Below are 23,673 nucleotides of genomic sequence, written 5' to 3'. Positions count from 1 at the left end.
ACGTGGAATCCGTACAGTGCGGATTTCCGGATCTGCCCCAGTTTTTTAGGAGAATGACATGGCTACTGGAACCGTGAAGTGGTTCAACTCGGAAAAGGGCTTCGGCTTCATCGAGCAGGACGGCGGCGGCGCTGACGTCTTCGCTCACTACTCGAACATTGCCACCCAGGGCTTCCGTGAGCTCCAGGAGGGCCAGAAGGTCTCCTTCGACGTCACGCAGGGCCAGAAGGGCCCGCAGGCGGAGAACATCGTCCCGGCCTAATTCGCCGACGCGATACCTCGCTAGCCGGGGCCCGCACCGTGAAGGTGCGGGCCCCGGCTTGTGCTTGTTCCCAGGAAGGCAAAACCTGAATGACCCGCTCCGAACGCCCGGCCGCCGCCAGCACCTCACGCTCCGCCCGTCCCGTCCGCAATCGCTCCTCGCAGGCCGCTCGCGGCAAGGCGCCCGCAAAGGGACCCTCCCGCAGGGCCACGCCTGTGCAGGGTGAATTCGCGATGCCGGAGACGATTACCCCGGCGCTGCCGCCCGTCGAGAACTTCGCCGATCTCGACATGCCCGCGGCACTGCTCAAGACCCTGGCGGCCCAGGGTGTGACCGAGCCCTTCCCCATTCAGGGCGCGACCCTGCCGAACACGCTCGCGGGCCGCGACATCCTCGGCCGCGGACGCACCGGTTCCGGCAAGACCCTCGCCTTCGGCCTCGGGCTGCTCGCCCGTACAGCCGGCCGCCGTTCCGAGCCGCGCGCGCCGCTCGCGCTGGTACTGGTGCCCACCCGCGAGCTGGCGCAGCAGGTCACCGACGCGCTCACGCCGTACGCCACGGCCGTGAACCTGCGGATGGCCACCGTCGTCGGCGGCATGTCGATCACCAAGCAGGCGAACACGCTGCGGCGTGGAGCCGAGGTGCTCGTGGCCACCCCCGGCCGCCTGAAGGACCTCATCGAGCGCGGTGACGCGGACCTCGGCCAGGTGTCGATCACCGTCCTGGACGAGGCCGACCAGATGGCCGACATGGGCTTCCTTCCGCAGGTCACGGCGCTGCTGAAGCAGGTCGAGCCGGACGGGCAGCGGATGCTGTTCTCCGCGACGCTCGACCGCAACGTCGACCGGCTCGTACGGATGTTCCTGACCGATCCGGTGGTCCATTCCGTGGACCCGTCGGCGGGCGCGGTGACGACGATGGAGCACCACGTGCTGTACGTCGCCGACGAGACCGACAAGAAGGCCGTCGCCACGCGCATCGCCGCCCGCGACGGGCGGGTGATCCTCTTCGTGGACACCAAGCGCGCCGCGGACCGCTTCGCGAAGCGACTGCTGGCAAGTGGTGTGTACGCCGCGGCTCTGCACGGCGGCCGTTCGCAGCCGCAGCGCAACCGCACGCTCGACCAGTTCAAGACCGGGCAGGTCACGGCGCTGGTCGCGACCAACGTGGCGGCCCGCGGTATTCACGTCGACGACTTGGATTTGGTCGTCAACGTGGACCCGCCGACTGATCACAAGGACTACCTGCACCGGGGCGGGCGTACGGCGCGGGCGGGCGAGTCCGGCAGCGTCGTCACGCTGGTGCTGCCCGACGAGAAGCGCGAGATGACGCAGCTGATGTCGGCTGCCGGCATTGTTCCGCAGACCGCGCGGGTCAAGTCCAGCGACGACGAGCTGACCCGTATCACGGGTGCGCGCGAGCCTTCGGGCGTCGCCATCGTGATCGAGGTTCCGCAGCAGCAGCAGGCTTCTTCGAAGCCGAAGCGGCGTCCGCAGCAGAGTGGTGGCGGTGGCCGTGGTGGTGCCGCTGGTCGTGGTGGCGGCGGCGGTGGCGCTGGTACGGGTGGGACCCGTACGCAGGGTGGCGGCCGTGCGCAGGGCGAGCGGGCGCAGGCCGGTGGCGGTGGCCGTGGCCGCGCGCAGGCCGGTGCTGGTGGTCGTGCGTCGCAGGGTGGTGCCGGTGCCGGTGCCGGTGCCGGTGCCGGTGCCGGTGGCGGTGGCGGTGGCGGTCGTGGCCGTGGGCGTGGTGGCCGCCGGAGCGCGGCTGCGTAAGGGGTGTGCTCTGCGGGGCTTTCAATCGCCGGACGGGCTCCTATGGAGCCCCTCCGGCGATTGAGGAGCAGGGTCTGGGGCCGGAGCCCCAGTTACCGGCCCGGGTCGCCCCTAGTGGCGCAGCAAGACCGCCCGGAGCTTCAGCAGCGTGCGGCGGTCAAGGGCCAGGCCCTCCGTGAGGTAGCGGTCGAGGCCGCCGTAATCCGCCTCCACCCTCTCCAGCGCCGCGTCCAGATAGTCCATCCGTACCTCCTGGAGCGGGATCAGCAGATCCGGGTTCTGCATCATCCCGGACTGCTTCAGCCCGTCGCGAACCTTGGCGTCGTGCGCCGCGCGGTACGCATTCGACGCGAGATAGTCGCGCTCCGCCGTGCGCGACGGTACGCCGAGCGCCCGCAGCAGTACGTAACTCGTCCAGCCCGTACGGTCCTTGCCCGAAGTGCAGTGGTACAGCAGCGGCGAGCGGCGGTCGCTGTTCGCGATGTCGCGCAGCGTCTCGGCGAACCGCGCCCGGTTCTCCGGGTTGGTGACGAACGTACGGTAGACGTCCCGCATGAATGCCGCGGCTCTGCCGTCCCCCAGCATCTCCTCCTGCTTCACCGGGTCCTTGGACCCGATGGCGGTCAACAGCCGCGCGTACAGACCGTTGTCGGTGACCGGCCGGGACGTCGCGGTGAGGCCGGGCGGCAGCCTGTCGGCGCCGTCGTACTGGACCTCGACAGGGACCCGGAAGTCGACGACCTTCGTCAGGCCGAGGTGGCCGAGGGCGGCCACGTCGGAGTCGGTGAGCTTGCCGAGCGCGTCGGCGCGGTAGACCTGTCCGTAACGGACCTCTTCCCCGTCGTACGTGCGATAGCCGCCCAGGTCACGGACGTTGGTCGCGCCCTGGAGGGGAATCTGGCGGACGGTTTCGCGGTGGGTGGCGACGGTCGGGGGTGCGGCGAAGGCCGAGGTGGCGGCGGGCAGACAGCCGATGGCGAGAGCGGAGAGGACCGCTCCGGTCGCCAGGCGAATGCGGGTTCGGGCGGCACGGCTCATCTGACAACTCCTGTGAGGAGAAGGAATCACCCTGGTGTCGGCAGGGCGCGGAGCGAAGTCATGGGTGTCTGGAATCGTTCGAGCGTTTCGTTCGCTTCGGCCATGACACGTGCCACCAGTTCCGCGCAGGACGGCAGATCGTCGATCAGCCCCGCCACCTGCCCGGACGCCATCACACCGAGATCGGTGCGGCCCTCGACCATGGAGGCTTTGAGCAGCATCGGGGTGTTGGCGGCCAGCAGGACCTGACTCCAGCTCAGGTCCTTGCCGTGCTTCATGGCCAGACCCTCGCGGACCATCGCGGTCCAGCTCAGGCCGGAGATCTTCCTGAATCCGGCTGCACGGCGGACAGCTGCCGCCAGCGCCTTCGTACGGCCCGCGCTCTCGAGGGAGTCGACGAGGTTCGTACGGAGCATGCGGTGCGGCAGGCCGTCGACGGCCGTGGTGACCGTGACGTCCTTGACGTTCGCCGCCAGGTACCTCGCCTTGACCGCGTCGGGGACGGTCGAGTCGGAGGTGAGCAGGAAGCGCGTGCCCATCCCGATGCCGGCGGCGCCGTACGCCAGCGCGGCGACCAGGCCGCGGCCGTCGTAGAAGCCGCCCGCAGCGATCACGGGGATGTCGACGGCGTCGACGACTTGGGGGAGAAGGACCGTGGTTGCCACTTCCCCCGTGTGGCCGCCGCCCTCGCCGCCCTGCACCATGACGGCGTCCGCGCCCCAGGCCGCGACCTTCTCGGCGTGCCGGCGTGCGCCGATGGACGGGATGACGACGACGCCCGCGTCCTTCAGCTCCGCGATGAGATCCTTGGAGGGGGCGAGCGCGAACGAGGCGACCTTCACGCCCTCGTCGATGATGATCCGTACGCGCGTCCGCGCATCGCCCGCATCGGCGCGCAGATTGACGCCGAAGGGCGCGTCCGTACGGGACTTGACCTCGCGTACGGCGTGGCGGAGCTGCTCGGTGGTCATCGTCGCGGAGGCGAGGATGCCGAGCGCGCCGGCGTTGGCGGAGGCCGAGACGAGACGGGGGCCGGCGACCCAGCCCATGCCGGTCTGAACGATGGGGTGTTGGACCCCGGTGAGCTCGGTGAGCGCCGTCTTCATCAGGGCCTGACCTCGCGGTCACGCAGGCCCTCGGGGTCGATGACCTCGCGGATCAGGCGCAGTTCTTCGGGCGTCGGCTCGCGGGTGTACGGCACGTCTTCGGGGATGTTGAGGGCGAAGTCCGTCGCCTCCTGGACCTGCGCGGCCGTGACGCCGGGGTGGAGGGCGGCGAGGCGCATCGAGTGGTCGGGCGTGTCGAAGTCGAGGACGCCGAGATTGGTGACGACGCGCGGGATGCGGTGGTAGCGGGTGGCGCTCGGGCCCGCGGCGGCCGCGCTGTCGTAGCCGACGCCGGACACCATGTCGACCTTGTCGACGAAGACGCGGGTGGAGTGCTTCGGCACCCAGTAACTCGTGGGGTTATTGAGCGTGTTGACGGGTGCGCCACGTACGCCGAGGAGCTGGCGGGAGGGCTGCTGCCAGTCGCCGATGCAGGAGATGTTCTGGTTGCCGAAGCGGTCGATCTGGCTCGCGCCCATCATGACGTGGCGCCTGCCGCCGGTGACCATGGCGAGGTGCTGGCGGTACGGGAGCCAGCCCTCCGGCGTGCCGTCGAGGCCGACGAGCGTGGCCTCGCCGTCGGTGAGGAGGAGGTCGGGGGAGAAGGTGCGCTTGGCGAGGCGGGCGCCGATGGCGGGGACGGTGCCCATGGGGCTGGCGAGGACTTCGCCGTTGTCGCGCCAGGCCTCGGCGCAGGCGATTACACAATATTCGGCGCGGGTGGCTGTGGCGGCTGTAGTGGTTGTGCTGGTCACTTCTGCTCCTCGTGCCAGGCCTGTACGGCGCACTGGTAGGCCTTCTCGTCGCCGGACAGGAAGCGCTCGGCGAACTCGGGCCAGGGCGTGGCCGCGTACACCCGCTGGAAGGCCTCGTCGCGGCCGTAGTCGGGGGCGCACGAGGTGAAGTGCGCGCCGTTCGGGGTCTCGATGACGCCGGTGACGTAGTGGCGCTTGACGAGCAGGCTCTGCGGCGGCGCCGACTTCGTCAGCTCCGCCGTCTCGACCACCTGCTCGCAGGAGACGTACGCCGCGTCGGCGGCCTCGCAGAAGAGGTCGTCGAAGTACGGGTCGGGGCCCAGGTACTGGCCGTTGCCGAGCCGGTCGGCGCGGTTCATGTGGACCAGTGCGGCGTCCAGGCGCAGGGCCGGTACGGCGACGAACTCCTCCCCGTCGTCGTACGGCGAAGTGACCGTACGGAGCGATGGATTGACGCGCATGACGTCGGAGCCGATGCCGGCCCGGACGGGCATGAAGGGGAGTCGGTTGGCGGCGGCTTGCAGCCCCCACATGAACATCGCCTCGTCGATCTCAGTGAGCTCGATGGCGCCGCTCTGGCGGGCCGTACGGAAATGCGGCTCCAGGGGGATCGAGTCGAGGGTGACGAAGGCGGTGACGAGCTGGCGGATCTTGCCTGCGGCGGCGAGGAGACCGACGTCGGGGCCGCCGTACGAGACGATGGTGAGATCAGTGATCTCAGAACGGAGCAGTGCTCTGACAAGGGCCATCGGCTTGCGGCGCGAGCCCCAGCCGCCGATGCCGACAGTCATGCCGCTGCGGAGCCGGCCGACGGCCTCTTCGGGCGTCAGTAGCTTGTCGGTCCTGTCGGTCACGGCTTCTTGCCCTCCTCGTGTGACGTGTTGCCGAAGGTGTTGCGGACGCGGTCGGCGATGCCGATGAGGTTGGCCTCGAAGGTGAAGCCCTGCTCGAAGCGGTAGCTGCGGCGTACGTCCACGGGGTCGATGCCGTTGATGGCGGCCTTGGCCAGCCGGATGAGGCTGCCGTCCTTTTGCGCGATCTCGCGCGCCAGGCTGAGGGCTTCACCCAGGAGTTGGTCGCGCGGGATGACCTTCCAGACCGAGCCGTGGGCGTGCAGTTCGGCGGCGGTGGCCGTGCGGGACGTGTAGTACAGCGCGCGCATCAGGTGCTGCGGGACGAGGCGCGCGAGGTGGGTTGCGGCGCCGAGCGCGCCCCGGTCGAGCTCGGGCAGGCCGAAGGTGGCGTCGTCGGACGCGACGATCACGTCGGCGTTTCCGACGAGGCCGATGCCGCCGCCGAGGCAGTAGCCGCCCACGGCCGCGACGACGGGGACCTCGCACTCGTATACGGCGGCGAAGGCCTCGGCGCAGCCGCGGTTGGCGCCGACGAGGGAGGCGTGTCCGGCGTCGCGTTGCAGCTCCTTGATGTCGACGCCGGCGTTGAAGCCGCGGCCCTCGGCGGCGAGGACGACGCAGCGGACGTCGGGATCCCGGCCGGCGGTGCGGATGGCGTCGGCGAGGTCGTGCCAGCCCTGCACGGGGAGTGCGTTGACGGGCGGGAAGTCGACCGTGACGACGGAAATGCCCTTGTCCGGGCTTGCCGCCGGGCTTTCCGGGCTTGAGGTGGAGACACCCATGAGTGGATCAGCTACCTTTCCACCAAACATTTGTTAGGTGGGGAAGGTAGCAGCGAATGGAACTGAGCGGGAGGGTCGCAGTCGTCACCGGCGGCACGCGCGGCGTGGGTGCGGGCATCGCGCGGGCGTTCCTGGAGGCGGGGGCGCGAGTGGTGGTCTGCGCGCGCCGGCCCCCGGACGAGGTGGTGGAAGCGGGGGGCCGCGAGGCGGAGTTCCGGCCGCTGGACCTGCGGGACCAGGCGGCCGTCCAGGACTTCTTCGCGGGCGTCGTGGCGACGTACGGACGGCTCGACGTGCTGGTCAACAACGCGGGTGGTACGCCGTACCGGCTGCTGGGGGAGGCCGAAGCGGCCCGCCACGCGCGCGTCGTGGAGCTGAACCTGACCGCACCGATGACGGCTTCCCTGGCGGCGTACGAGCACCTTCGGGCGTCCGGGGGATCGGTCGTGATGATCGGCAGCGTGAGCGGGACGAGACCTTCGCCGGGAACGGCGGCGTACGGGGCGGCCAAGGCAGGGCTGGAGAACCTGGCCAGGTCGATGGCGGTGGAGTGGGCGCCGGACGTACGCGTGAACACGCTCGTCCTCGGCATGGTCCGCACCGAGCTCTCCCACCTGCACTACGGCGACGAGGCCGGCATCACGGCCGTCGGCCGGACGGTCCCGGCAGGGCGGCTCGCGGAACCCGGCGAGGTCGGCGACGCGGCCGTTTTCCTTGCCTCGGCGCGGGCCTCGTACGTAACCGGGGCGTCCCTCCTCGTCCACGGCGGCGGGGAACGTCCCGCCTTCCTCGACGCGGCAACAGTCAACAAGGAGAAGTGAAATGACCGGTAACGGAGTTGGAGTCGGAGTCGGAGTCGGAATCTGCGACGGACGAGTCGTTGTCGTGACGGGGGCGGGGCGCGGGCTGGGCCGCGCCCACGCCCTGGCCTTCGCGGCGGAGGGGGCGAAGGTGGTCGTCAACGACCTGGGGGTCGGGCCGGACGGCGCGGGGGAGTCGGCGAGCCCGGCGCAGCGCGTGGTCGAGGAAATCCTGGCGGCTGGCGGAGAGGCGGTGGCCCACGGCGGGGACATCGCGACGGCCGGGGGCGCGGCGTCGCTGGTCGCCACGGCGGTCGAGACGTTCGGGCGGCTCGATACCCTCGTGAACAACGCCGGGTTCCTGCGGGACCGGATGCTGGTGAATCTGGACGAGGACGACTGGGACGCGGTCATGCGCGTACACCTGAAGGGCCATTTCCTGCCGCTCAAGTACGCCGCGCAGTACTGGCGGGCGGAGGCCAAGGCGGGCCGGCAGACGGCCGCCCGGGTCGTCAACACCAGCTCGGGGGCGGGCCTGCTGGGGAGTGTGGGCCAGGGCAACTACTCGGCGGCGAAGGCGGGGATCGTAGGCCTGACGCTGGTCGCGGCGGAGGAGACGGGGCGGTACGGCGTCCAGGTCAACGCGATCGCACCGGCGGCGCGTACGCGTATGACGGAGCGGACGTTCGCCGAGACGATGGCGGCGCCGGGCACGCCCGACGAGTTCGACGTGATGGCGCCGGAGAACGTGTCGCCGCTGGTGGTGTGGCTGGGCTCGGCGGCGTCGGCCGGCGTGACGGGCCGGGTCTTCGAGGCGGAGGGGGGCCGCATCACGGTCATGGAGGGCTGGCGCGCGGGTCTGACGGCGGACAAGGGCGCGCGCTGGACCCCGGCGGAGGCGGGCGAAGCGGCATCCAAGCTGCTGGCGGAGTCCGCGACACCGGGCCGGGTGTACGGGGCGCGGTAGCGGGGTGAGGGGTTACGGCACGCCGTGCCGTCGCAGGCGTTCCGGGGGTACGGGGTCACCTTCGCGACCGCCCCTGGCCTCGCTTGGAGGCTTCCTGGTCCGGCCGGGAGCCGGCCTCTGTTCGCCGGAGTTCCGGGGGCGCGCCAGCCGGCGGGACATCCACCAGGAGGGTACTTCTCGCCGGCTGACGACATGTTCGCCGCGCAGCTGACGGCTGTTACTCCGGACAGCTCGCGCACCGCCACCGCCGAGGTGCGACGGGAAGTGATGCCGGCGGTCGGCCTGGACGCGCCGTACTAGGTGCGTGCTGCCCGCTGGGGGGCGGGCGAGGTGAAGATGCTCCGCAACGAGGTGCGGGACGCGGAGGGCGTCACGGACGCATACGTCCCGGCCTGTCAGGTGGTGGGCTACTCGGACTACTCCGGACGGCCGGCCGGGGGCAGGCATTCGGAGGTTGGTGGCGGGCGAGGTGAACGTACGGAAAATTACCGGGAGTTGGCATTGACGCGTCGCTCTCTACGCGCGTCATCATGATGCGCATGAGAATCCCCCCACGTCTCTCAGCCATCGGCGGCATCGCCGCCCTCGTCTGCACCCTTCTCGTCGGCGGTCCGGTCACGGTCGCCGCAAGTGCTGCCACCGCCACCGCCACCGCCACCGCCGCCGCCGCCGCTCCCGCGGTTGGTGACGTCTGCTACTCCGCCCTGCCCTCCCAGGCGCACGACACCCTCGACCTGATCGAGGCGGGCGGGCCTTACCCGTACGAACAGGACGGGACCGTCTTCCAGAACCGGGAGCAGCTACTGCCGGACCGGACCACCGGCTACTACCACGAGTACACGGTCGTCACGCCGGGATCACCGGACCGCGGGGCCCGCCGCATTGTCGCGGGCGACGCGGCGCAGGAGGACTACTACACCGCCGACCACTACGCGTCGTTCGACCTCGTCGACTACGGCTGTTGACCCGGCGGCTGGAACCTCCGCCGGTTACATCCACTCGCTGAGGACCGAGGGCGGCGGGGCCTGACGGCCCGGCCGCCCGGGCCACACGTACCCGGGACCGGGGGCGACGATCGGCCCCGCGATGGCGTTCGCCCGGGCGCTGCCAACGCCACAGCAGTGGGGGAGCGTAGGGCCGCCTGCGGCGGGCTTTCCCCTACCCGCCCCTTCCTGAACTGGGGAAGCAAGCCCCCAGCCCCCAGCCCCCAGACAGCACAGACGCCCTCCGGGCGTGTCCTCAAACGCCGGACGGGCTGGATTCGTCCGCACCATCCAGCCCTTCCGGCGCCCCCACGCGGCGAAGCCGCAAAATGTCACAGCGGGAAAGCGGGAAAGGGCGGGTCGGGGAAAGCCCACTCACCGATAGCGCGGCGGCGTCCGTTCCAGCCGGCGCCGTACCGCCGCGTCCGCCACGTACTCCAGCGCCTCGACCGCCGTCGCATACGCGTACCCCTCCGGATCCTCCTCCCGCAGCAGACGGGCCAGCGCCTCGACCGCCCGGTCGTCGCCCCGCGCCGCCAGACCGCGTGCCGCCTCCGCCGCCGTGTCGGGATCGTGGTCCTCCAGGCCGTCCGCCAGCGCTTCCCGGATTTCAGGGGTGTCCGCGTCGAGACCGGCGAGCGCCAGCGTCGCCCAGTCACGCACCTCGTCATCCGCGTCGCGGCTCAGTGCGATCAGCGCCGCCGCGCCCTCCCGGTGACCGGCGGGGACAAGGCCGATGAGGGAGAGGGCCACCCGGTGACGCACCTCGGCGTCGGGGTGGCTGACATGGCGCAGGATCTCGGGCAGGGCCGCAGGGTCACCATGGTGCCCCAGCGCCAGCACAGCGGCCTGGGCCAGCTCCGTATCGTCGTCCCCCGCCGCCCGCGCCAGCTCCCGCAGCAACGGCAGGGCGCGCGCGGCGAACGGCTTCCCGCCCTGCTCGAAGCCGAGCTGCGCCAGAACGTCGGCGGCGAACGCCTGCCGCAGCGGATCACCGCTCGCACACCACGCGGCCGCCGCCTGGAACGTCTCCTCGTCGCCCCGCCGCCACAGCGCGGCCACGGAGTCCATCCACTCGTCCCGGCCGGGGTCACCGCTGCTCAGGGCCCGCTCTGCGAGCTCCTCGAAGGGCGTACGGATGCCCAACTGCTCCTCCAGGAGGGTCGCGATCGCGGCGTGCCCAGTCTGCTGCTCGTTGCCGGCCGACGGCCTGCCGTCCCGCAGCAGCTCGACGACGACGGTCTCCCCGCCGTCCTCCACGAAGCGGCTGGTGACGGTCTCAGGCTCGGCGACATCAGCCGCGACATCTGCCGCGGCACCCGCGGCACCCGCGGCACCCGCGGCACCCGCAGCACCGGCAGCACCTGCAGCAGCGTCGCCGAAGGTCTCCAGAAGCCCCGCCCGCAGCTCCTCCTCCACATCGGCTTCGAGCCACCGCCGCGCCTCCTCCAGCGCCTCCCGCCGCGCGGAAGCGCCGTGCCGAAGAAGCGTCCGTACGGTCTCCGTGGACCCGCGCCGCGCAGCGAGCACCAGCGGCGGTTCCGTACCGGGAGCGGGGAGGTCGGGATCGGCACCGTACTCCAAAAGCGCCTCCACGACGTCCGCGTGACCCTGCCTGACCGCCCAGGCCATCGCGGTGAACCCGAATTCCTCACGCAGGTCGGGCGTCGCGCCCGCCGACAGCAGGGCCTCCACCACCTCGGTGTGGCCGCCGACCGCCGCGCCGCACAGCGGCAGGTCGCCCGCCTGGGGGCCGCTCGCGCGGTCGGGGTCGGCACCCGCGGCGAGCAGCAGCCGCACCATGCCGGGGTGGTCCTGCACGGACGCCCTGTAGAGCGCGGTCTCGCCGTCGTCGTCGGTGGCCTCTGCCGGGACACCGGAACGCAGCAGCCGTACGACGGCGTCGTCCCCCTCGTCGTACAACGCTTCGAACAAGGCCTGCGCATCCGCTGCCGGATCATTCGTCATGTTTCGACCCTACGTGTGCGTGTTCACGTGTCGCATTCGAGAATCGTGCGGCAGAGCGCGCAGCGTGCCCGTACACGGCCGCGCACGGGAACGCGGATGCGCTGCTGGCACGTGGGACACGGGAACGACACGCGCAGTGTCTCGCGGCCGCCTCCCTCGAAGGCGTACGACGAGGAACCGGACGAAGAACCGTGATCCGCACGGCTGCCGTTCTCCTGGGCGTACCGCCGCTCTTTGGCGTACCGTCGGCGCCCCGTCCACCCCGCGGCGGTCAGCGGCGGCTGCTGTTCGTCGCGGCGGGCCTGTGCGAGCCCCTTGGTGTACGCCGTGTAGGCCTGCGCGCTGGTGAACCAGGGCGCGGGGTCCTCGCCGAAGGCGATCGCCCGCTTCGCCAGGACGTACCCGAACTCCTCCGGGGTGAGATAGCCGAGCTTCTGGCTGGACGCGCCGTCCTCGCGGAACGCGTCGAGCAGCAGCCAGCCCGCCCCGAGATACGTCGTCACGGTGTCGGTGAGGATCTCGTTGTCGCGGGTGCCGGCGAAGGCGAGACCGAGCCGGTGCAGCAGGACATGCGTGATCTCGTGGGCGAGGGCTGCCCCGATGTCGTTGCGGTGGGTCCTGAAGCGGTCATTGAGCTCGATGAAGTACTCCGGCCCGGCCGCCAGCTCCACACTCGCGGCGTGCTCCATCTCGCGGAAGCTCACGATCATGCGGGCGTCCGGCAGGTGCAGATGCTGGACAAGGGCGCGGGCCACGCGCTGGGTGCCGAGGTGGAGATCGTCCTGGTCGGAGAAGGTCACGTCGGCGGGGAAAACACTCGGGGCGTAGGTGTGCACACCGTCGTACGAGAGCCGCTTGTGGAGCGCGGCAAGGGCGGACCGCACGGTGGTCAGATGCGGATAGCCGTGTACGACCTCGCTCCCGCTTGTCACTCCGCACTCACCCCCACACGTCTCCACACGACGGTGAACAGGTCTCCACTGTAGGCGGATTAAGCGGGCTGGTGGGCTTCCCGGAGTGGGCTCGCCGGGGTGGGCTCGCGACGGGTGTGCGGGGTGTGGCTGGAATGCCTCCCTTGTCGGCCGGGTGGACAGCTCCAGATAATCCAACAGCGCTTTGACGGGCGCATGCCAGCTTTTTGGGTGGTGTGCGTGCTGTCCGTCGTGCGCGTGCACAGCGACCCCCCACGTTTCCCACGAGAGGCAGTTCGTTGAAGAAGTTCCTGCGCTCCTTCAAGAGATGCGCCGCCGCCGGCGCAGTGATCCTCGCCGCGGTCAGCATCCAGCCCGCCGCCGCGTCCGCGGCTTCCGCGGCGACGCCCCCCGTCGTCGGCGGAACCCGCGCCGCCCAGGGCGAATTCCCGTTCATGGTCCGGCTCTCCATGGGATGCGGAGGCTCACTCCTCGCCAAGGACATCGTCCTGACCGCCGCCCACTGCGTGGACGGATCCGGCAACAACACCAGCATCACTGCCACCGCCGGTGTCGTGGACCTGCAGAGCTCCAGCGCCATCAAGGTCAGGTCCACCAAGGTCCTCCAGGCCCCCGGCTACAACGGCACGGGCAAGGACTGGGCGCTGATCAAGCTCGCCAGGCCGATCGAACTGCCCACCCTGAAGATCGCCGACACGACGGCGTACAACAGCGGCACCTTCACTGTCGCCGGCTGGGGCGCGGCCACCGAGGGCGGCGGCCAGCAGCGCTACCTCCGCAAGGCCCAGGTCCCGTTCGTCTCCGACGCCACCTGCAAGCGCTCGTACTCCGATCTGGTGGCGGGCGAGGAAATCTGCGCCGGCTTCACCGAGGGCGGTGTCGACACCTGCCAGGGCGACTCGGGTGGCCCGATGTTCCGCAGGGACAACAACAACGCCTGGATTCAGGTCGGGATAGTCAGCTGGGGCAATGGCTGCGCACGTCCCAACTACCCCGGCGTGTACACCGAGGTGTCCACCTTCGCCGCCGCCATCAAGTCGGCTGCCGCGGGTCTGTGACACGGCCTGTGAACCACCCCTGAACGAGCTTTGACGGGCGGGTGCTGGACGCATTAGTCCAACACCCGCCCCTCCTTTGTCCATAGGCGCACTCGCCCCTCGCAGCGCATGTTGGCGTGCACACCATGCCGTCGAGCGACAGGAGAGCGAGCGTGCACGCAACTGACCCCGGACCGAGCCGCAGGACCGTGGTGGCCGCCAGCGCCGCCACCGCCGCCACCGCACTGGCGGGTGCCGGCCTGGCCCTCGCCGGACCCGCCGGCGCCGCCCTGGCGGCCGAGGGCGAGACCGTGCTGCGCTCCCGCGAGCTGGAGGTGCGCGTCGACCGCGGCTTCCCGCGCATCGTGTCGTACACCGACCGCGGAACGGGCGCCAGGCTGCACGGGCAGGAAGACCCGGTCACCTCGGTGCTGATCGACGGAACCGCCCATACGCCCAGGGTGAGCGCCCGCGCGGGCCGCGATGTCGCGGCGTACACCCTGGCCTTCGACGGCGGAACCGAGATCGAGGTGGAGATCCGGGTCAGCGGCCAGCAGGTCGACTGGCGTGTCACGAAGATCGCCGACACCGCCGCACTGCGCGTCGGCACCCTCCAGATCCCCTCGCTCGCGTTTTTGTCGGTACGCAGCGACCAGCCCGGTGCCGCGCTCCTCGCCGCGCGCATTCAGCTCGACAAGGCCAAGAGCGGCGACACCCTGGTGCGGCCCGCGCCGGACACCGTCCCCGACGCCGCGCCGCTCGGCTGCGCGTACGCCGTCGTCGCCCACGACCGGCTCGGCGGCGCCGTCGAGACCAACACGACGTACGACAAGCCCAGCAGTGCGGCAGGGACCACCTGGGAGAACGGACGGCTGTGGCGGCAGACGTTCAAGAAGGACGGCTACGTCGAGGTGCGGCTGACCTGCGGGCAGTGGACGCACCGCGCGGCGACCGCTCCCGTGAACGCCACCGAGCCGCTCCCGTACGCCACCGTAATCATCACCGGTGACCGCAACGGCGACGGCGTCGTGGACTGGCAGGACGCGGCCATCGCCTTCCGCGACATCATGGTGACGCCGCTGGGTGCGGACGAGCAGCACCTGCGCGTCGTCCCGCATATCCCCTTCAACTTCGCCAGCCAGGCCACCAACCCGTTCCTTGCGACGCTCGACAACGTCAAACGCATCTGCCTCGCGACGGACGGTCTGCGCCAGTACACGCTCCTCAAGGGCTATCAGTCGGAGGGCCACGACTCCGCCCACCCCGACTACGCGGGCAACCACAACAAGCGCGCGGGCGGACTCGGCGACCTCAACACCCTCGTGCGTGAAGGCCGGAAGTGGGGAAGCGATTTCGGCGTTCACGTGAATGCCACCGAGTCGTACCCCGTCGCGAACGCGTTCTCCGAAACGCTCGTCGACAAGACCAACGAACAGTGGGACTGGCTCGACCAGAGCTACCGCATCGACCAGCGGCGCGATCTCGTGTCCGGCGACATCATCGAGCGCTTCAAGGACCTGCGGGACGAGACCGACCCCGCCCTGAACATGCTCTACATCGACGTCTTCCGCGAATCGGGCTGGACCTCGGACCGGCTGCAGCGGGCCCTGCGCGAACAGGGCTGGCAGATCACCACCGAATGGGGCCACGGCCTGGAACGCTCGGCCCTGTGGTCGCACTGGGCCACCGAAGTGGACTACGGCGGCGACACCTCGCGCGGTATCAACTCGCAGCTGATCCGCTTCATCCGCAACCACCAGAAGGACGTCTTCGCCGACAAGTGGCCGACGCTCCTCGGCATCCCGCGCACCGGGAACTTCGAGGGCTGGGTCAACAAGACCGACTGGAACACCTTCTACCAGCAGATCTGGACCGACAGCCTGCCCGCCAAGTACCTCCAGGCGTACCCGGTCAAAATCTGGGGCACGCACGATCTCACCTTCTTCGGCCCCACCAAGACGTCCGTGAGCGATGCGGACGGCACACGCCGCATCACCACCGACGGGCGTGCTGTGTACGAAGCGGGGCGCTACCTGCTGCCCTGGGAGCCGCGCGAGGCCACCGACCCCCACAAGCTCTACCACTACAACCCGGCGGGCGGCAGCAGCACCTGGCAGCTCCCGCGCGGCTGGGCGGGCGCGTCGAAGGTGGCGCTCTACAAGCTCACCGACCAGGGGCGCGAGCACGTCCGCGACGCCCCCGTACGCTCCGGCAAGGTCACCATCAACGCCGACGCGAAGCAGCCGTACGTCGTCTACCGCACCCGGGTGCCGGCTACCGCCGACCCGCACTGGGGCCAGGCCACACCGCTGCACGACCCCGGCTTCAACTCCGGTTCGCTGGAGGGGTGGTCCGTCAGCGGGCCGGCCTCCGTCGAGCTGAGCGCCATCGGGGACTACGAACTGGTCATCGGCGCGGGCGGGGCCGCGGCCGTCGGTCAGCGGCTCGCGCGCCTGGCACCCGGGACGTACGCCGCGTCCGTACAGGTCGAGGTCGGAGCGAAGGCGGGGGAGCGGCGGCGCGCGGCGCTCACCGTACGGACCGCCGACGGGACCACGGCCGAGAACTGGACCGACACCTCGACGGCCGTCAACCTCGTCGCCGCCGACCGCAAGCACGACACTCGGTTCCAGCGGATGTTCACGTACTTCACCGTGCCGGACGGCGGTGGCCGAGTGGACCTCACCCTGCGCGCCGACGCGGGCGACGCGCGGGTGCGCTTCGACAACGTACGGATCGTTCCCGCGAAGCGAAGCACGAGACCAGCAGCGGTCGCCTTCGAGGACTTCGAGAACGTGCCGCAAGGGTGGGGCGTTTTCGTCAAGGGCGACGCGGGCGGCTCCACCGACCCACGCACCCACATCGCGCAGCGGCACGCCCCGTTCACGCAGCGCGGCTGGAACGGCAAGGTGATCGACGACGTCATCGACGGCTCCGAGTCGCTCAAGTCGCGCGGCGAGAACGACGGCCTGGTTTACCGGACCGTGCAGCACACCGTCCGCTTCGAGGCGGGCAAGCGTTACCGGGTCTCCTTCCGCTACGAGAACGAGAAGGCCGGGCAGTACGCGTGGATCACGGGTGTCGACGAACCGGCCACCCGCGAACTCGACCGCAAGGCACTGCCCGTCGCCACCGAACCGACTGTGCTGAGCTATGAGTTCACCGCGCCCACAGGCGGCGAAACGTGGGTCGGCCTGCGCAAGACCGGCGACGACGGGACGGCGGAGTTCGTCCTTGACGCGTTGGAGGTGCGCGAAATGTAAGCCGTGTAAGACGTGTAAGACGTGTAAGGGGTAACGCACTGGACGGCCGGTCCTTACAACGGAGTACCGGCCCTCCAGGTATTCAGCCTCTGTCAGCGGAACTCCGGAGAGCGCTCACCGGCGCTCTCCAGCTCCAGCACCCACACCTCGTTCGCACCCTCCCGCAGAACGGGCCCGGGAACGTACAGAGCCTCCTGGGGGCCCGCCGCCCAGTACCGGCCCAGGCAGAAGCCGTTCACCCACACGAAGCCCCGTTCCCAGCCCGGCAGCCGCAGCGACGCGTCGCCCGCACCCCGCACTTCGAACGTTCCCCGGAACAGCCCCGACGCGCCCGCCCCCGCTTCCGGGGAACGGCAGGGAACCTTCCCGACCACGTCCGCGTCCTCGAACGCGTCCAGGGACAGCCCCCGCGCCCGTACACCGTGCAGATACTGCCGCTCATGCAGTACGCCGCCCGTGATGCCCTTCGACTCGGCGAAGCGGGGCCCGTAATTGACCCGCCCCAGCGACTCCACCCACAGCTCCACCGAAGCGGGCCCCGCCACCGGCTCGTCCAGCGCCGCGCAATCGCCCGCCCCGCCGTCGAGCACCCCCGCCCGCACCCCGTCGACGTACACCACAGCCCGGTCCCGCAGCCCCGTCACGCCCAGCGGATACGCCCGACGCGGCCCCGGCACATCCACCCGGTAGCGGACCAGCCCCCGGTCCACACCCAGCTCCTCGAACGTCGGCGGCATCGCACGCTCCGCCTCCGCGCCCCCGAGCACCTCCAGTACGTCGCCGAGCGGCGCCCACCCCGTCAGCTCCGCCGGCGCCGGCTCACCCAGCACGGCGGGCGCCGCCGGCACCTCGGGCAGCGGGGCCGCATCCTCCTGGTAGAGCGCCAGGACGTCCCGGAACAGCCAGAACTTCTCCGTGGGGCGGCCGTACTCGTCGATGGGCGCGTCGTAGTCGTACGACGTCACGGTCGGTTGCAGCTTCCCCTCGTGCAGCGCACCGGAACGGTTCGCCCCCGACCAGCCCGCGAAATTCGTGCCCCCGTGCGCCATATAGACATTGACCGACGCACCGCACTCAAGAATCTCGTTCAGCGTCGCCGCCGCGTCCGCGGGATCCCGTACGACATGCTCCGCACCCCAGTGGTCGAACCACCCGCACCAGAACTCCATGCACATCAAAGGACCCGAAGGCTGATGCCGCCGCAGCGTCTCGAAGCCCTCACGTGCCCCCGACCCGAAGTTCGCCGTCGCCAGCACACCCGGCACGGAACCGCCCGTCAGCATGTGGTCCTCGGGCCCATCGGAAGTGAACAGCGGCACCGTCACACCGCACTCCCGCAGGAACCCCGTCAGATGCCGCAGATACACCTGGTCCGAGCCGTAACTGCCGTACTCGTTCTCGACCTGCACCATGATTACCGGACCGCCCCGGTCGATCTGCCGTGCCACCACCTGCGGCAGCAACTGCCTGAACCACCGCTCCACATGCCCCAGATACTCCGCGTCGCGCGTGCGCACGCGCGAGCCGAGGGCCCCCGTCAGCCAGTGCGGCAGCCCGCCGTTCTCCCACTCGGCACAGATGTACGGCCCCGGACGTACGATCGCCCACAGCCCCGCCTCCCGCGCCGCATCCAGGAACCTGCCCAGCGCCCCCGCGTCACGCAGCCGCCCGGGCTCAGGCTCGTGCAGATTCCACGGGACGTACGTCTCCACGCAGTTGAGCCCCATGGCACGCAGCATCGCGAGCCGGTGGCCCCACTGCGCCTCATGCACCCGGAAATAGTGCAAAGCCCCCGACAGCAGCCGCACCGGCCGCCCGTCCAGCTCGAAATCCTGCTCACCCACCGTGAAGTCAGCCACGGTCCCCGCCTCTCGCTCCACTATCAGCGCCTTAACCTCACCCCCTGGCGGCGGAGCGGTCCATGGACAAAGATCAGCGCTGTTTGGACACAACGGAACGCCACCTGAGCAGGCGGGGAGGAAACGAAGCGGATGTACCACACCTGGATGCGCTATTTCACCCCGAGCCCGACCCACCACAAACTCGGCCTGGTCTGCCTCGGAGTCGGCCTCCAGTACGGCGCACTCCCCACCGTCGGCCCCCGCACCCTCGACCACCACGTCGCCGTCGTCATCAGCTCGGGCAGCGGCTGGTACCGCGGCCCCGACGGGCGACGCCTCACCGTCACCGGCCCCGCCCTGATCTGGCTCATACCCGGCATCCCTCACCATTACGGACCCGACCCCGTCGCCGGCTGGGACGAGAGCTTCGTAGACTTCACCGGACCGGCAACCACCACCTACACCGAACTCGGCTACATCGAGCCCGACCGCCCCGTCGTCCCCCTCGCCGACACCGCGGCCGCCCGCGCCGCCGTCGGCCGCATCGCCCGCGCCGCGCGCCGCGGAAACCCCCTCCTCGAAGTCGAGACCGGCGCCGCCGTCCACGAACTCCTCGTCGCACTGCGCCGCGCCCGCGCCGACGTCGGAGCCGACGGAGACCCCGTACTCCAGGCCCTCGCCCGCGACGCCTTCCAGCCCCTGACCGTCGCCGAACACGCCTCCCGCCACGGCATGACCCCGGCCGAGCTGCGCACCGCCGTACGCCGCGGCGCGGGATGCAGCCCCAAGGATTACCTCCTCGGCATCCGCCTGGGCCGCGCCAAGGAGCTCCTGGCCGCCACCGAGCTGCCCGTCGCCGCCGTAGCCCGCCGCGTCGGCTACGACGACCCCGCCTATTTCTCCCGCCTCTTCACCCGCCGCGTCGGCATGGCCCCCGTCCGCTTCCGGGAACAGCAGGGGCGGGCCGTCCACGGCGGCTGGAGCCACCAGATCCCAGATCCCGAACACCCGCCGACGATCGCGACCCGACCGACGTAAGCTCGCTGACCATGACCTCCAGCGAATCCAGCGAAATCGACGAGTCCGTCATCGCCGAACTGAGCCGGCTGCGCGACAGCATCGACAACATCGACGCCGCCGTCGTCCACATGCTCGCCGAGCGCTTCAAATGCACCCAGCAGGTCGGCCTCCTCAAGGCGCGGCACCAGCTGCCCCCCGCCGACCCGGCCCGCGAGGCCAGCCAGATCGTCCGCCTGCGCGAACTCGCGGAAAGCGCCAAACTGGACCCGGCCTTCGCCGAGAAGCTGCTCAACTTCATCATCGCGGAGGTCATCCGCCACCACGAAACGATCGCGAAGTCTTAACGGTAGGTAAGGGCAGCCCCCGCCGGGCACCGTAGGGCAACCGCCCGCTGTGCCACCCGCACGCCATCAGGCAGCATGTCCCCATGTCCGTACTGACGCGCGACGAAGCGCAGACCCGAGCCCAGCTCCTCGACGTCCACCGGTACACGATCGACCTCGATCTGACCCGCGGCGAAGAGACCTTCGACTCCCGTACCGTCATCCACTTCACCGCACACACGGCCGGGGACACCTTCGTCGAGCTCAAGCCCGCCACCCTGCGCACAGTCACCCTCGACGGACAGCCACTGGACCCCGAAACGCTGGTCGACAACCGCCTGCCCCTCACCGGCCTCACCGCCGGCGACCACGAACTGCACATCGACGCCGACATGCGCTACTCCCGCACCGGCGAAGGCATGCACCGCTTCACCGACCCCACCGACGGCGAAACGTACGTCTACACCCAGCTCTTCCTGGAAGACGTCCAGCGCGTCTTCGCCGCCTTCGACCAGCCCGACCTCAAAGCCGTCTTCGCCCTCACCGTCACCGCCCCCGAGGACTGGACCGTCCTCGGCAACGCCATCGCCGAGCATCAGGGCGCCGGCCGCTGGACACTCGCCCCCACCCCCCTCATCTCCACCTACCTCGTCGCCGTCGCCGCAGGCCCCTGGCACTCCGTACGCACCCAACACGCCGGCCTGCCCTTCGGCCTCCACTGCCGCCGCTCCCTCGCGCCCTACCTCAACACCGACGCCGACGAGATCCTCGACATCACCCGCGCCTGCTTCGACCGCTACCACGAGAAGTTCGAAGAGCCCTACCCCTTCGACTCCTACGACCAGGCCTTTGTCCCCGAATTCAACGCCGGCGCCATGGAAAACCCAGGCCTCGTCACCTTCCGCGACGAGTTCATCTACCGCTCCGCCGTCACCGACACCGAACGCCAGACCCGCGCCATGGTCATCGCCCACGAAATGGCCCACATGTGGTTCGGCGACCTCGTCACCCTCCAGTGGTGGGACGACATCTGGCTCAACGAGTCCTTCGCCGAATACATGGGCTACCAGACCCTCACCGAAGCCACCCGCTTCACCGACACCTGGACCGACTTCGCCGTCGCCCGCAAGGGCTGGGGTTACGACGCAGACCAACGCCCCTCCACCCACCCCGTCGCCCCCGACCCCGACGCCGTCCCCGACACCGCGTCCGCCATGCTCAACTTCGACGGCATCTCCTACGCCAAGGGCGCCTCCGCCCTGCGCCAACTCGTCGCCTGGCTCGGCGAGAAGGACTTCCTGGCCGGCATCAACACCCACTTCGCCCGCCACAAATTCGCCAACGCCACCCTCGCCGACTTCATCGACAACCTTGCCTCCGCGACCGACCGCGACGTCCACGCGTGGGCCGGCCAATGGCTGCGCACCACTGGTGTCGACACCCTCACCCCCGCCGTCGCACAGGCGGACGGCATGTGGCACGTCACCGTCGACCAGCAGGGCAGCCGCCCCCACCGCATCGCCATCGGCGCGTACGACCAGGACCCCATCGACGGCCGGAGCCTCGTCCTGCGCGAGCGGTTCGAAGTCGACGTACCGCAGGACGAGTCCGTGACGGTACGCCCCGGCCGCCGGCCCGCGCTCGTCGTCCTCAACGACGGCGATCTGACGTACGCCAAGATCCGCCTAGACGAGCAGTCCGAAGAGCCGGCCCTGCGCAACCTCTCCGCCGTCCCCGACCCGCTCACCCGGGCCGTCCTGTGGAACGCCCTGCGTGACATGGTGCGCGACGGCGAGCTCGAACCCGTCGCCTACCTGGAGACCGCCCGCGCCCACCTTCCCGAAGAAACCGACCTCGCGATCGTCCAGGGCGTACTCACCTTCGCCCACACCCAGATCACGGACCGCTACCTCCCCCCGTCCGAACGCCCCACCGCCCTCGCCACCCTCACCGCCATCTGCCGCGACCTCCTCCGCCGCACCGAGGACGGCAACGGCGCCGGCCTGCGCCTCACCGCCGTACGCCACTGCATCGACGCCGCCACCCAGCCCGACGGCATCCAGGACTGGCTCCACTCCGGCAGCGTCCCCGGCGGCCCCGAACTCGACCCCGAACTGCGCTGGCGCATCCTGCGCCGCCTCGCCGTACTCGGTGCCACCGACGAAGCCGCCATCGCCGCGGAGCTCGACCGCGACCCCAGCGCCACCGGGCAGGAAGGCGCCGCCCGCTGCCGCGCGGCCCTTCCCACACCGGAGGCCAAGGCTGCGGCCTGGACCCGCATGTTCGAGGACGACACGCTCTCCAACTACCTCTTCAGCGCCACCGCCCAGGGGTTCTGGCAGCCCGAACAGACAGCTCTCGTACGCGACTACGTCCCCCGCTACTACCGCGACGCCAAGGCACTCGCCGACCGCCGCGGCCCCGCCATCGCCGAAGCGGCGGGACGTTACGCCTTCCCCCACTTCGCCGTCGACGCGGACTCCTTGCGGCTCGGCGAGGACTTCCTGCGCGATGCCGAAATGATCCCGTCCCTGCGCCGCAAACTCGCCGACCAACTCGATGACCTGCGGCGGGCCATCGCGGTACGGGGGAACTGAGGCTCAGCGGGGGCGCCGGGAGCCGACGCGGCCACCCCACGGCTACGGCCGCTGCGCGGGCTTTCCCTACCCGAAGCTGGGGCTCCACCCCAGACCCCGCTCCTCAAACGCCGGACGGGCTGAGAGTTGCCGCAAGCGGCAATGTCCAGCCCGTCCGGCGGGTGGAATCGATCACGAAGCGGGCCCTTTCGCACGCGCGGCAGGCGGGGGCCGCACGGGACGGGCCCTGCCCCGCGCCAGGGTGGCGAAAGCCCTGTCACGCCGCGACGGTGCCGCACCGCACGGCGGCGTGCGATGCTGGTCCGGTGACGCTACCGGACCTGGTTCGGCTCCGCCGGGCCCGCGACCAGATGGACCGCGACTACGCGGAGCCGCTCGACGTCCCCGCGCTGGCACGCGCGGCACACATGTCGGCCGGCCACTTCTCCCGCAGCTTCCGCGCCGCGTTCGGGGAGACGCCGTACAGCTACCTGATGACCCGCAGGATCGAGCGGGCCAAGGCCCTGCTGCGGCGCGGCGACCTGTCGGTGACCGAGGTCTGCTTCGCGGTCGGATGTACGTCGCTGGGGTCGTTCAGCTCGCGGTTCACCGAGCTGGTGGGCGAGAGCCCGAGCGCGTACCGGGCCCGTCGGCACGACCAGGGCGCGGCCATCCCGCCCTGCGTCGCCAAGATTTTCACGCGACCGGTCAGGAACGCGGAACCGGTCAGGAACGGAGAAGCGAATCACACGGCACGCCCGTAGCGTGGTCTGCATGGACATCAAACTTTCGCAGTGCTTCATCGCCGTCGACGACCACGACAAGGCGCTCGCCTTCTACCGCGACGTGCTCGGACTCGAGGTGCGCAACGACGTCGGGTTCGAGGGCATGCGCTGGGTGACGGTCGGCTCGCCGTCGCAGCCCGACGTGGAGATCGTGCTGGAACCGCCCCTCGCGGACCCGAACGCCTCGCCGGCCGACAAGCAGGCCATGGCGGAGCTGCTGGCCAAGGGCATGCTGCGCGGCGTGATCTTCTCGGCCGACGACGTCGGCGCCACCTTCGAGCGCGTCCGGGCCTCGGGCGCCGACGTGCTGCAGGAGCCGGTCGACCAGCCCTACGGGGTTCGCGACTGCGCCTTCCGCGATCCCGCGGGCAACATGCTGCGCTTCGCCCAGCGCCTCGGCAAGTGAGCCTGTCGCCGGCCGGTCACTGTACCGGCCGGCGTCGGCACGCTCGACAACTCCCGGTCGAAACCGGGCGGTCGGCCGCCTCCCGAGTCGCGCCGCAAGCTGGTTGACCTTGATGCCGTCGGCCTAGGTTTCGCCCTCGACGGAGCCCGCGAAGGCGGCCCCGCCCAACAGATGGAGACACGAGTGCGACACGAGGTCGCCGC

Annotated in this window: 20 protein-coding genes; 12 read left to right on the top strand and 8 right to left on the bottom strand. The window is 70.5% G+C overall.

What is annotated here, in order from left to right; all coding sequences use genetic code 11:
* Positions 1–58: 58 nt before the first annotated feature.
* Together J7E89_RS38885 and J7E89_RS38880 are read left to right on the top strand one after the other, a co-directional pair.
* A complete protein-coding gene (locus J7E89_RS38885) occupies positions 59–262 on the top strand; it encodes a cold-shock protein (RefSeq protein ID WP_015607926.1) in 204 nt (67 codons plus the stop codon).
* Positions 263–351: 89 nt separating this feature from the next.
* Positions 352–2,034, top strand: a complete 1,683-nt coding sequence (locus tag J7E89_RS38880) for a DEAD/DEAH box helicase (RefSeq protein WP_214981016.1) — start codon at positions 352–354, stop codon at positions 2,032–2,034.
* A 111-nt stretch (positions 2,035–2,145) separates the two neighbouring features.
* Here J7E89_RS38880 and J7E89_RS38875 read toward each other — a convergent pair whose 3' ends face one another.
* The 5 genes from J7E89_RS38875 to J7E89_RS38855 are packed head-to-tail and all read right to left on the bottom strand — an operon-like array spanning position 2,146 to position 6,569.
* A complete protein-coding gene (locus J7E89_RS38875; protein WP_214981014.1) occupies positions 2,146–3,072 on the bottom strand; it encodes a tyrosine-protein phosphatase in 927 nt (308 codons plus the stop codon).
* A gap of 26 nt (positions 3,073–3,098) precedes the next feature.
* Entirely contained in the window at positions 3,099–4,178 is a 1,080-nt protein-coding gene (locus tag J7E89_RS38870) for a nitronate monooxygenase family protein (RefSeq protein ID WP_214981013.1), read from the bottom strand.
* Complete coding sequence (locus J7E89_RS38865; protein WP_214981011.1) at positions 4,178–4,933, bottom strand: CoA-transferase subunit beta; 756 nt, start codon at positions 4,931–4,933, stop codon at positions 4,178–4,180. The genes J7E89_RS38870 and J7E89_RS38865 overlap by 1 nt, the downstream gene beginning before the upstream one ends.
* Positions 4,930–5,787 carry a CoA-transferase gene (locus J7E89_RS38860; RefSeq protein ID WP_308315750.1) on the bottom strand — a complete coding sequence of 286 codons (858 nt, stop codon included), beginning with the start codon at positions 5,785–5,787 and terminating at the stop codon, positions 4,930–4,932. Before J7E89_RS38860 ends, J7E89_RS38865 begins: the two co-directional genes overlap by 4 nt.
* The gene (locus tag J7E89_RS38855; RefSeq protein ID WP_214981008.1) at positions 5,784–6,569 is read right to left on the bottom strand and encodes an enoyl-CoA hydratase family protein; all 786 of its coding nucleotides are present in this window, start codon (positions 6,567–6,569) and stop codon (positions 5,784–5,786) included. The genes J7E89_RS38860 and J7E89_RS38855 overlap by 4 nt, the downstream gene beginning before the upstream one ends.
* A 56-nt stretch (positions 6,570–6,625) precedes the next feature.
* Between J7E89_RS38855 and J7E89_RS38850 the strand changes: the two genes are divergently transcribed.
* The 3 genes from J7E89_RS38850 (at position 6,626) to J7E89_RS38840 (ending at position 9,301) form a co-directional block, all read left to right on the top strand.
* Complete coding sequence (locus tag J7E89_RS38850) at positions 6,626–7,390, top strand: SDR family oxidoreductase (protein ID WP_214981006.1); 765 nt, start codon at positions 6,626–6,628, stop codon at positions 7,388–7,390.
* 1 nt (position 7,391) lies between these two features.
* The gene (locus tag J7E89_RS38845; RefSeq protein WP_214981003.1) at positions 7,392–8,336 is read left to right on the top strand and encodes an SDR family oxidoreductase; all 945 of its coding nucleotides are present in this window, start codon (positions 7,392–7,394) and stop codon (positions 8,334–8,336) included.
* 539 nt (positions 8,337–8,875) lie between these two features.
* The gene (locus J7E89_RS38840; RefSeq protein WP_214981001.1) at positions 8,876–9,301 is read left to right on the top strand and encodes a ribonuclease domain-containing protein; all 426 of its coding nucleotides are present in this window, start codon (positions 8,876–8,878) and stop codon (positions 9,299–9,301) included.
* Positions 9,302–9,694: 393 nt separating this feature from the next.
* Here J7E89_RS38840 and J7E89_RS38835 read toward each other — a convergent pair whose 3' ends face one another.
* Positions 9,695–11,287 (bottom strand): ankyrin repeat domain-containing protein, encoded by a 1,593-nt coding sequence (locus tag J7E89_RS38835; protein ID WP_214980999.1) that lies wholly within the window; start codon positions 11,285–11,287, stop codon positions 9,695–9,697.
* A gap of 23 nt (positions 11,288–11,310) precedes the next feature.
* Positions 11,311–12,219 carry a hypothetical protein gene (locus J7E89_RS38830; protein WP_214980998.1) on the bottom strand — a complete coding sequence of 303 codons (909 nt, stop codon included), beginning with the start codon at positions 12,217–12,219 and terminating at the stop codon, positions 11,311–11,313.
* 278 nt (positions 12,220–12,497) lie between these two features.
* Here J7E89_RS38830 and J7E89_RS38825 point away from each other — a divergent pair, with 278 nt between their 5' ends.
* A complete protein-coding gene (locus tag J7E89_RS38825) occupies positions 12,498–13,277 on the top strand; it encodes a trypsin-like serine protease (RefSeq protein WP_214980997.1) in 780 nt (259 codons plus the stop codon).
* A 125-nt stretch (positions 13,278–13,402) separates the two neighbouring features.
* Positions 13,403–16,519 carry an endo-alpha-N-acetylgalactosaminidase family protein gene (locus J7E89_RS38820; RefSeq protein WP_214980996.1) on the top strand — a complete coding sequence of 1,039 codons (3,117 nt, stop codon included), beginning with the start codon at positions 13,403–13,405 and terminating at the stop codon, positions 16,517–16,519.
* Positions 16,520–16,611: 92 nt separating this feature from the next.
* Here J7E89_RS38820 and J7E89_RS38815 read toward each other — a convergent pair whose 3' ends face one another.
* Positions 16,612–18,378, bottom strand: coding sequence for a beta-galactosidase family protein (locus J7E89_RS38815; protein WP_214980994.1), 1,767 nt, complete (start codon positions 18,376–18,378; stop codon positions 16,612–16,614).
* Positions 18,379–18,510: 132 nt separating this feature from the next.
* Between J7E89_RS38815 and J7E89_RS38810 the strand changes: the two genes are divergently transcribed.
* The 5 genes from J7E89_RS38810 to J7E89_RS38790 all read left to right on the top strand — a co-directional run bounded on the left by J7E89_RS38810 (position 18,511) and on the right by J7E89_RS38790 (position 23,470).
* Complete coding sequence (locus J7E89_RS38810; protein ID WP_214980991.1) at positions 18,511–19,398, top strand: AraC family transcriptional regulator; 888 nt, start codon at positions 18,511–18,513, stop codon at positions 19,396–19,398.
* An 11-nt stretch (positions 19,399–19,409) separates the two neighbouring features.
* Positions 19,410–19,724 (top strand): chorismate mutase, encoded by a 315-nt coding sequence (locus tag J7E89_RS38805; RefSeq protein WP_214980989.1) that lies wholly within the window; start codon positions 19,410–19,412, stop codon positions 19,722–19,724.
* Between the two features lie 83 nt (positions 19,725–19,807).
* The gene (pepN, locus tag J7E89_RS38800) at positions 19,808–22,300 is read left to right on the top strand and encodes an aminopeptidase N (protein ID WP_214980986.1); all 2,493 of its coding nucleotides are present in this window, start codon (positions 19,808–19,810) and stop codon (positions 22,298–22,300) included.
* 305 nt (positions 22,301–22,605) lie between these two features.
* On the top strand, positions 22,606–23,043 hold the full coding sequence (locus tag J7E89_RS38795; RefSeq protein WP_214980985.1) for a helix-turn-helix domain-containing protein: 438 nt from the start codon (positions 22,606–22,608) through the stop codon (positions 23,041–23,043).
* A gap of 10 nt (positions 23,044–23,053) precedes the next feature.
* Entirely contained in the window at positions 23,054–23,470 is a 417-nt protein-coding gene (locus J7E89_RS38790; RefSeq protein WP_214980984.1) for a VOC family protein, read from the top strand.
* Positions 23,471–23,673 lie beyond the last annotated feature (203 nt).

Source organism: Streptomyces sp. ISL-100, from assembly GCF_018614615.1.
GTDB lineage: Bacteria > Actinomycetota > Actinomycetes > Streptomycetales > Streptomycetaceae > Streptomyces.
This window is presented reverse-complemented; position numbering and strand designations above follow the sequence as displayed.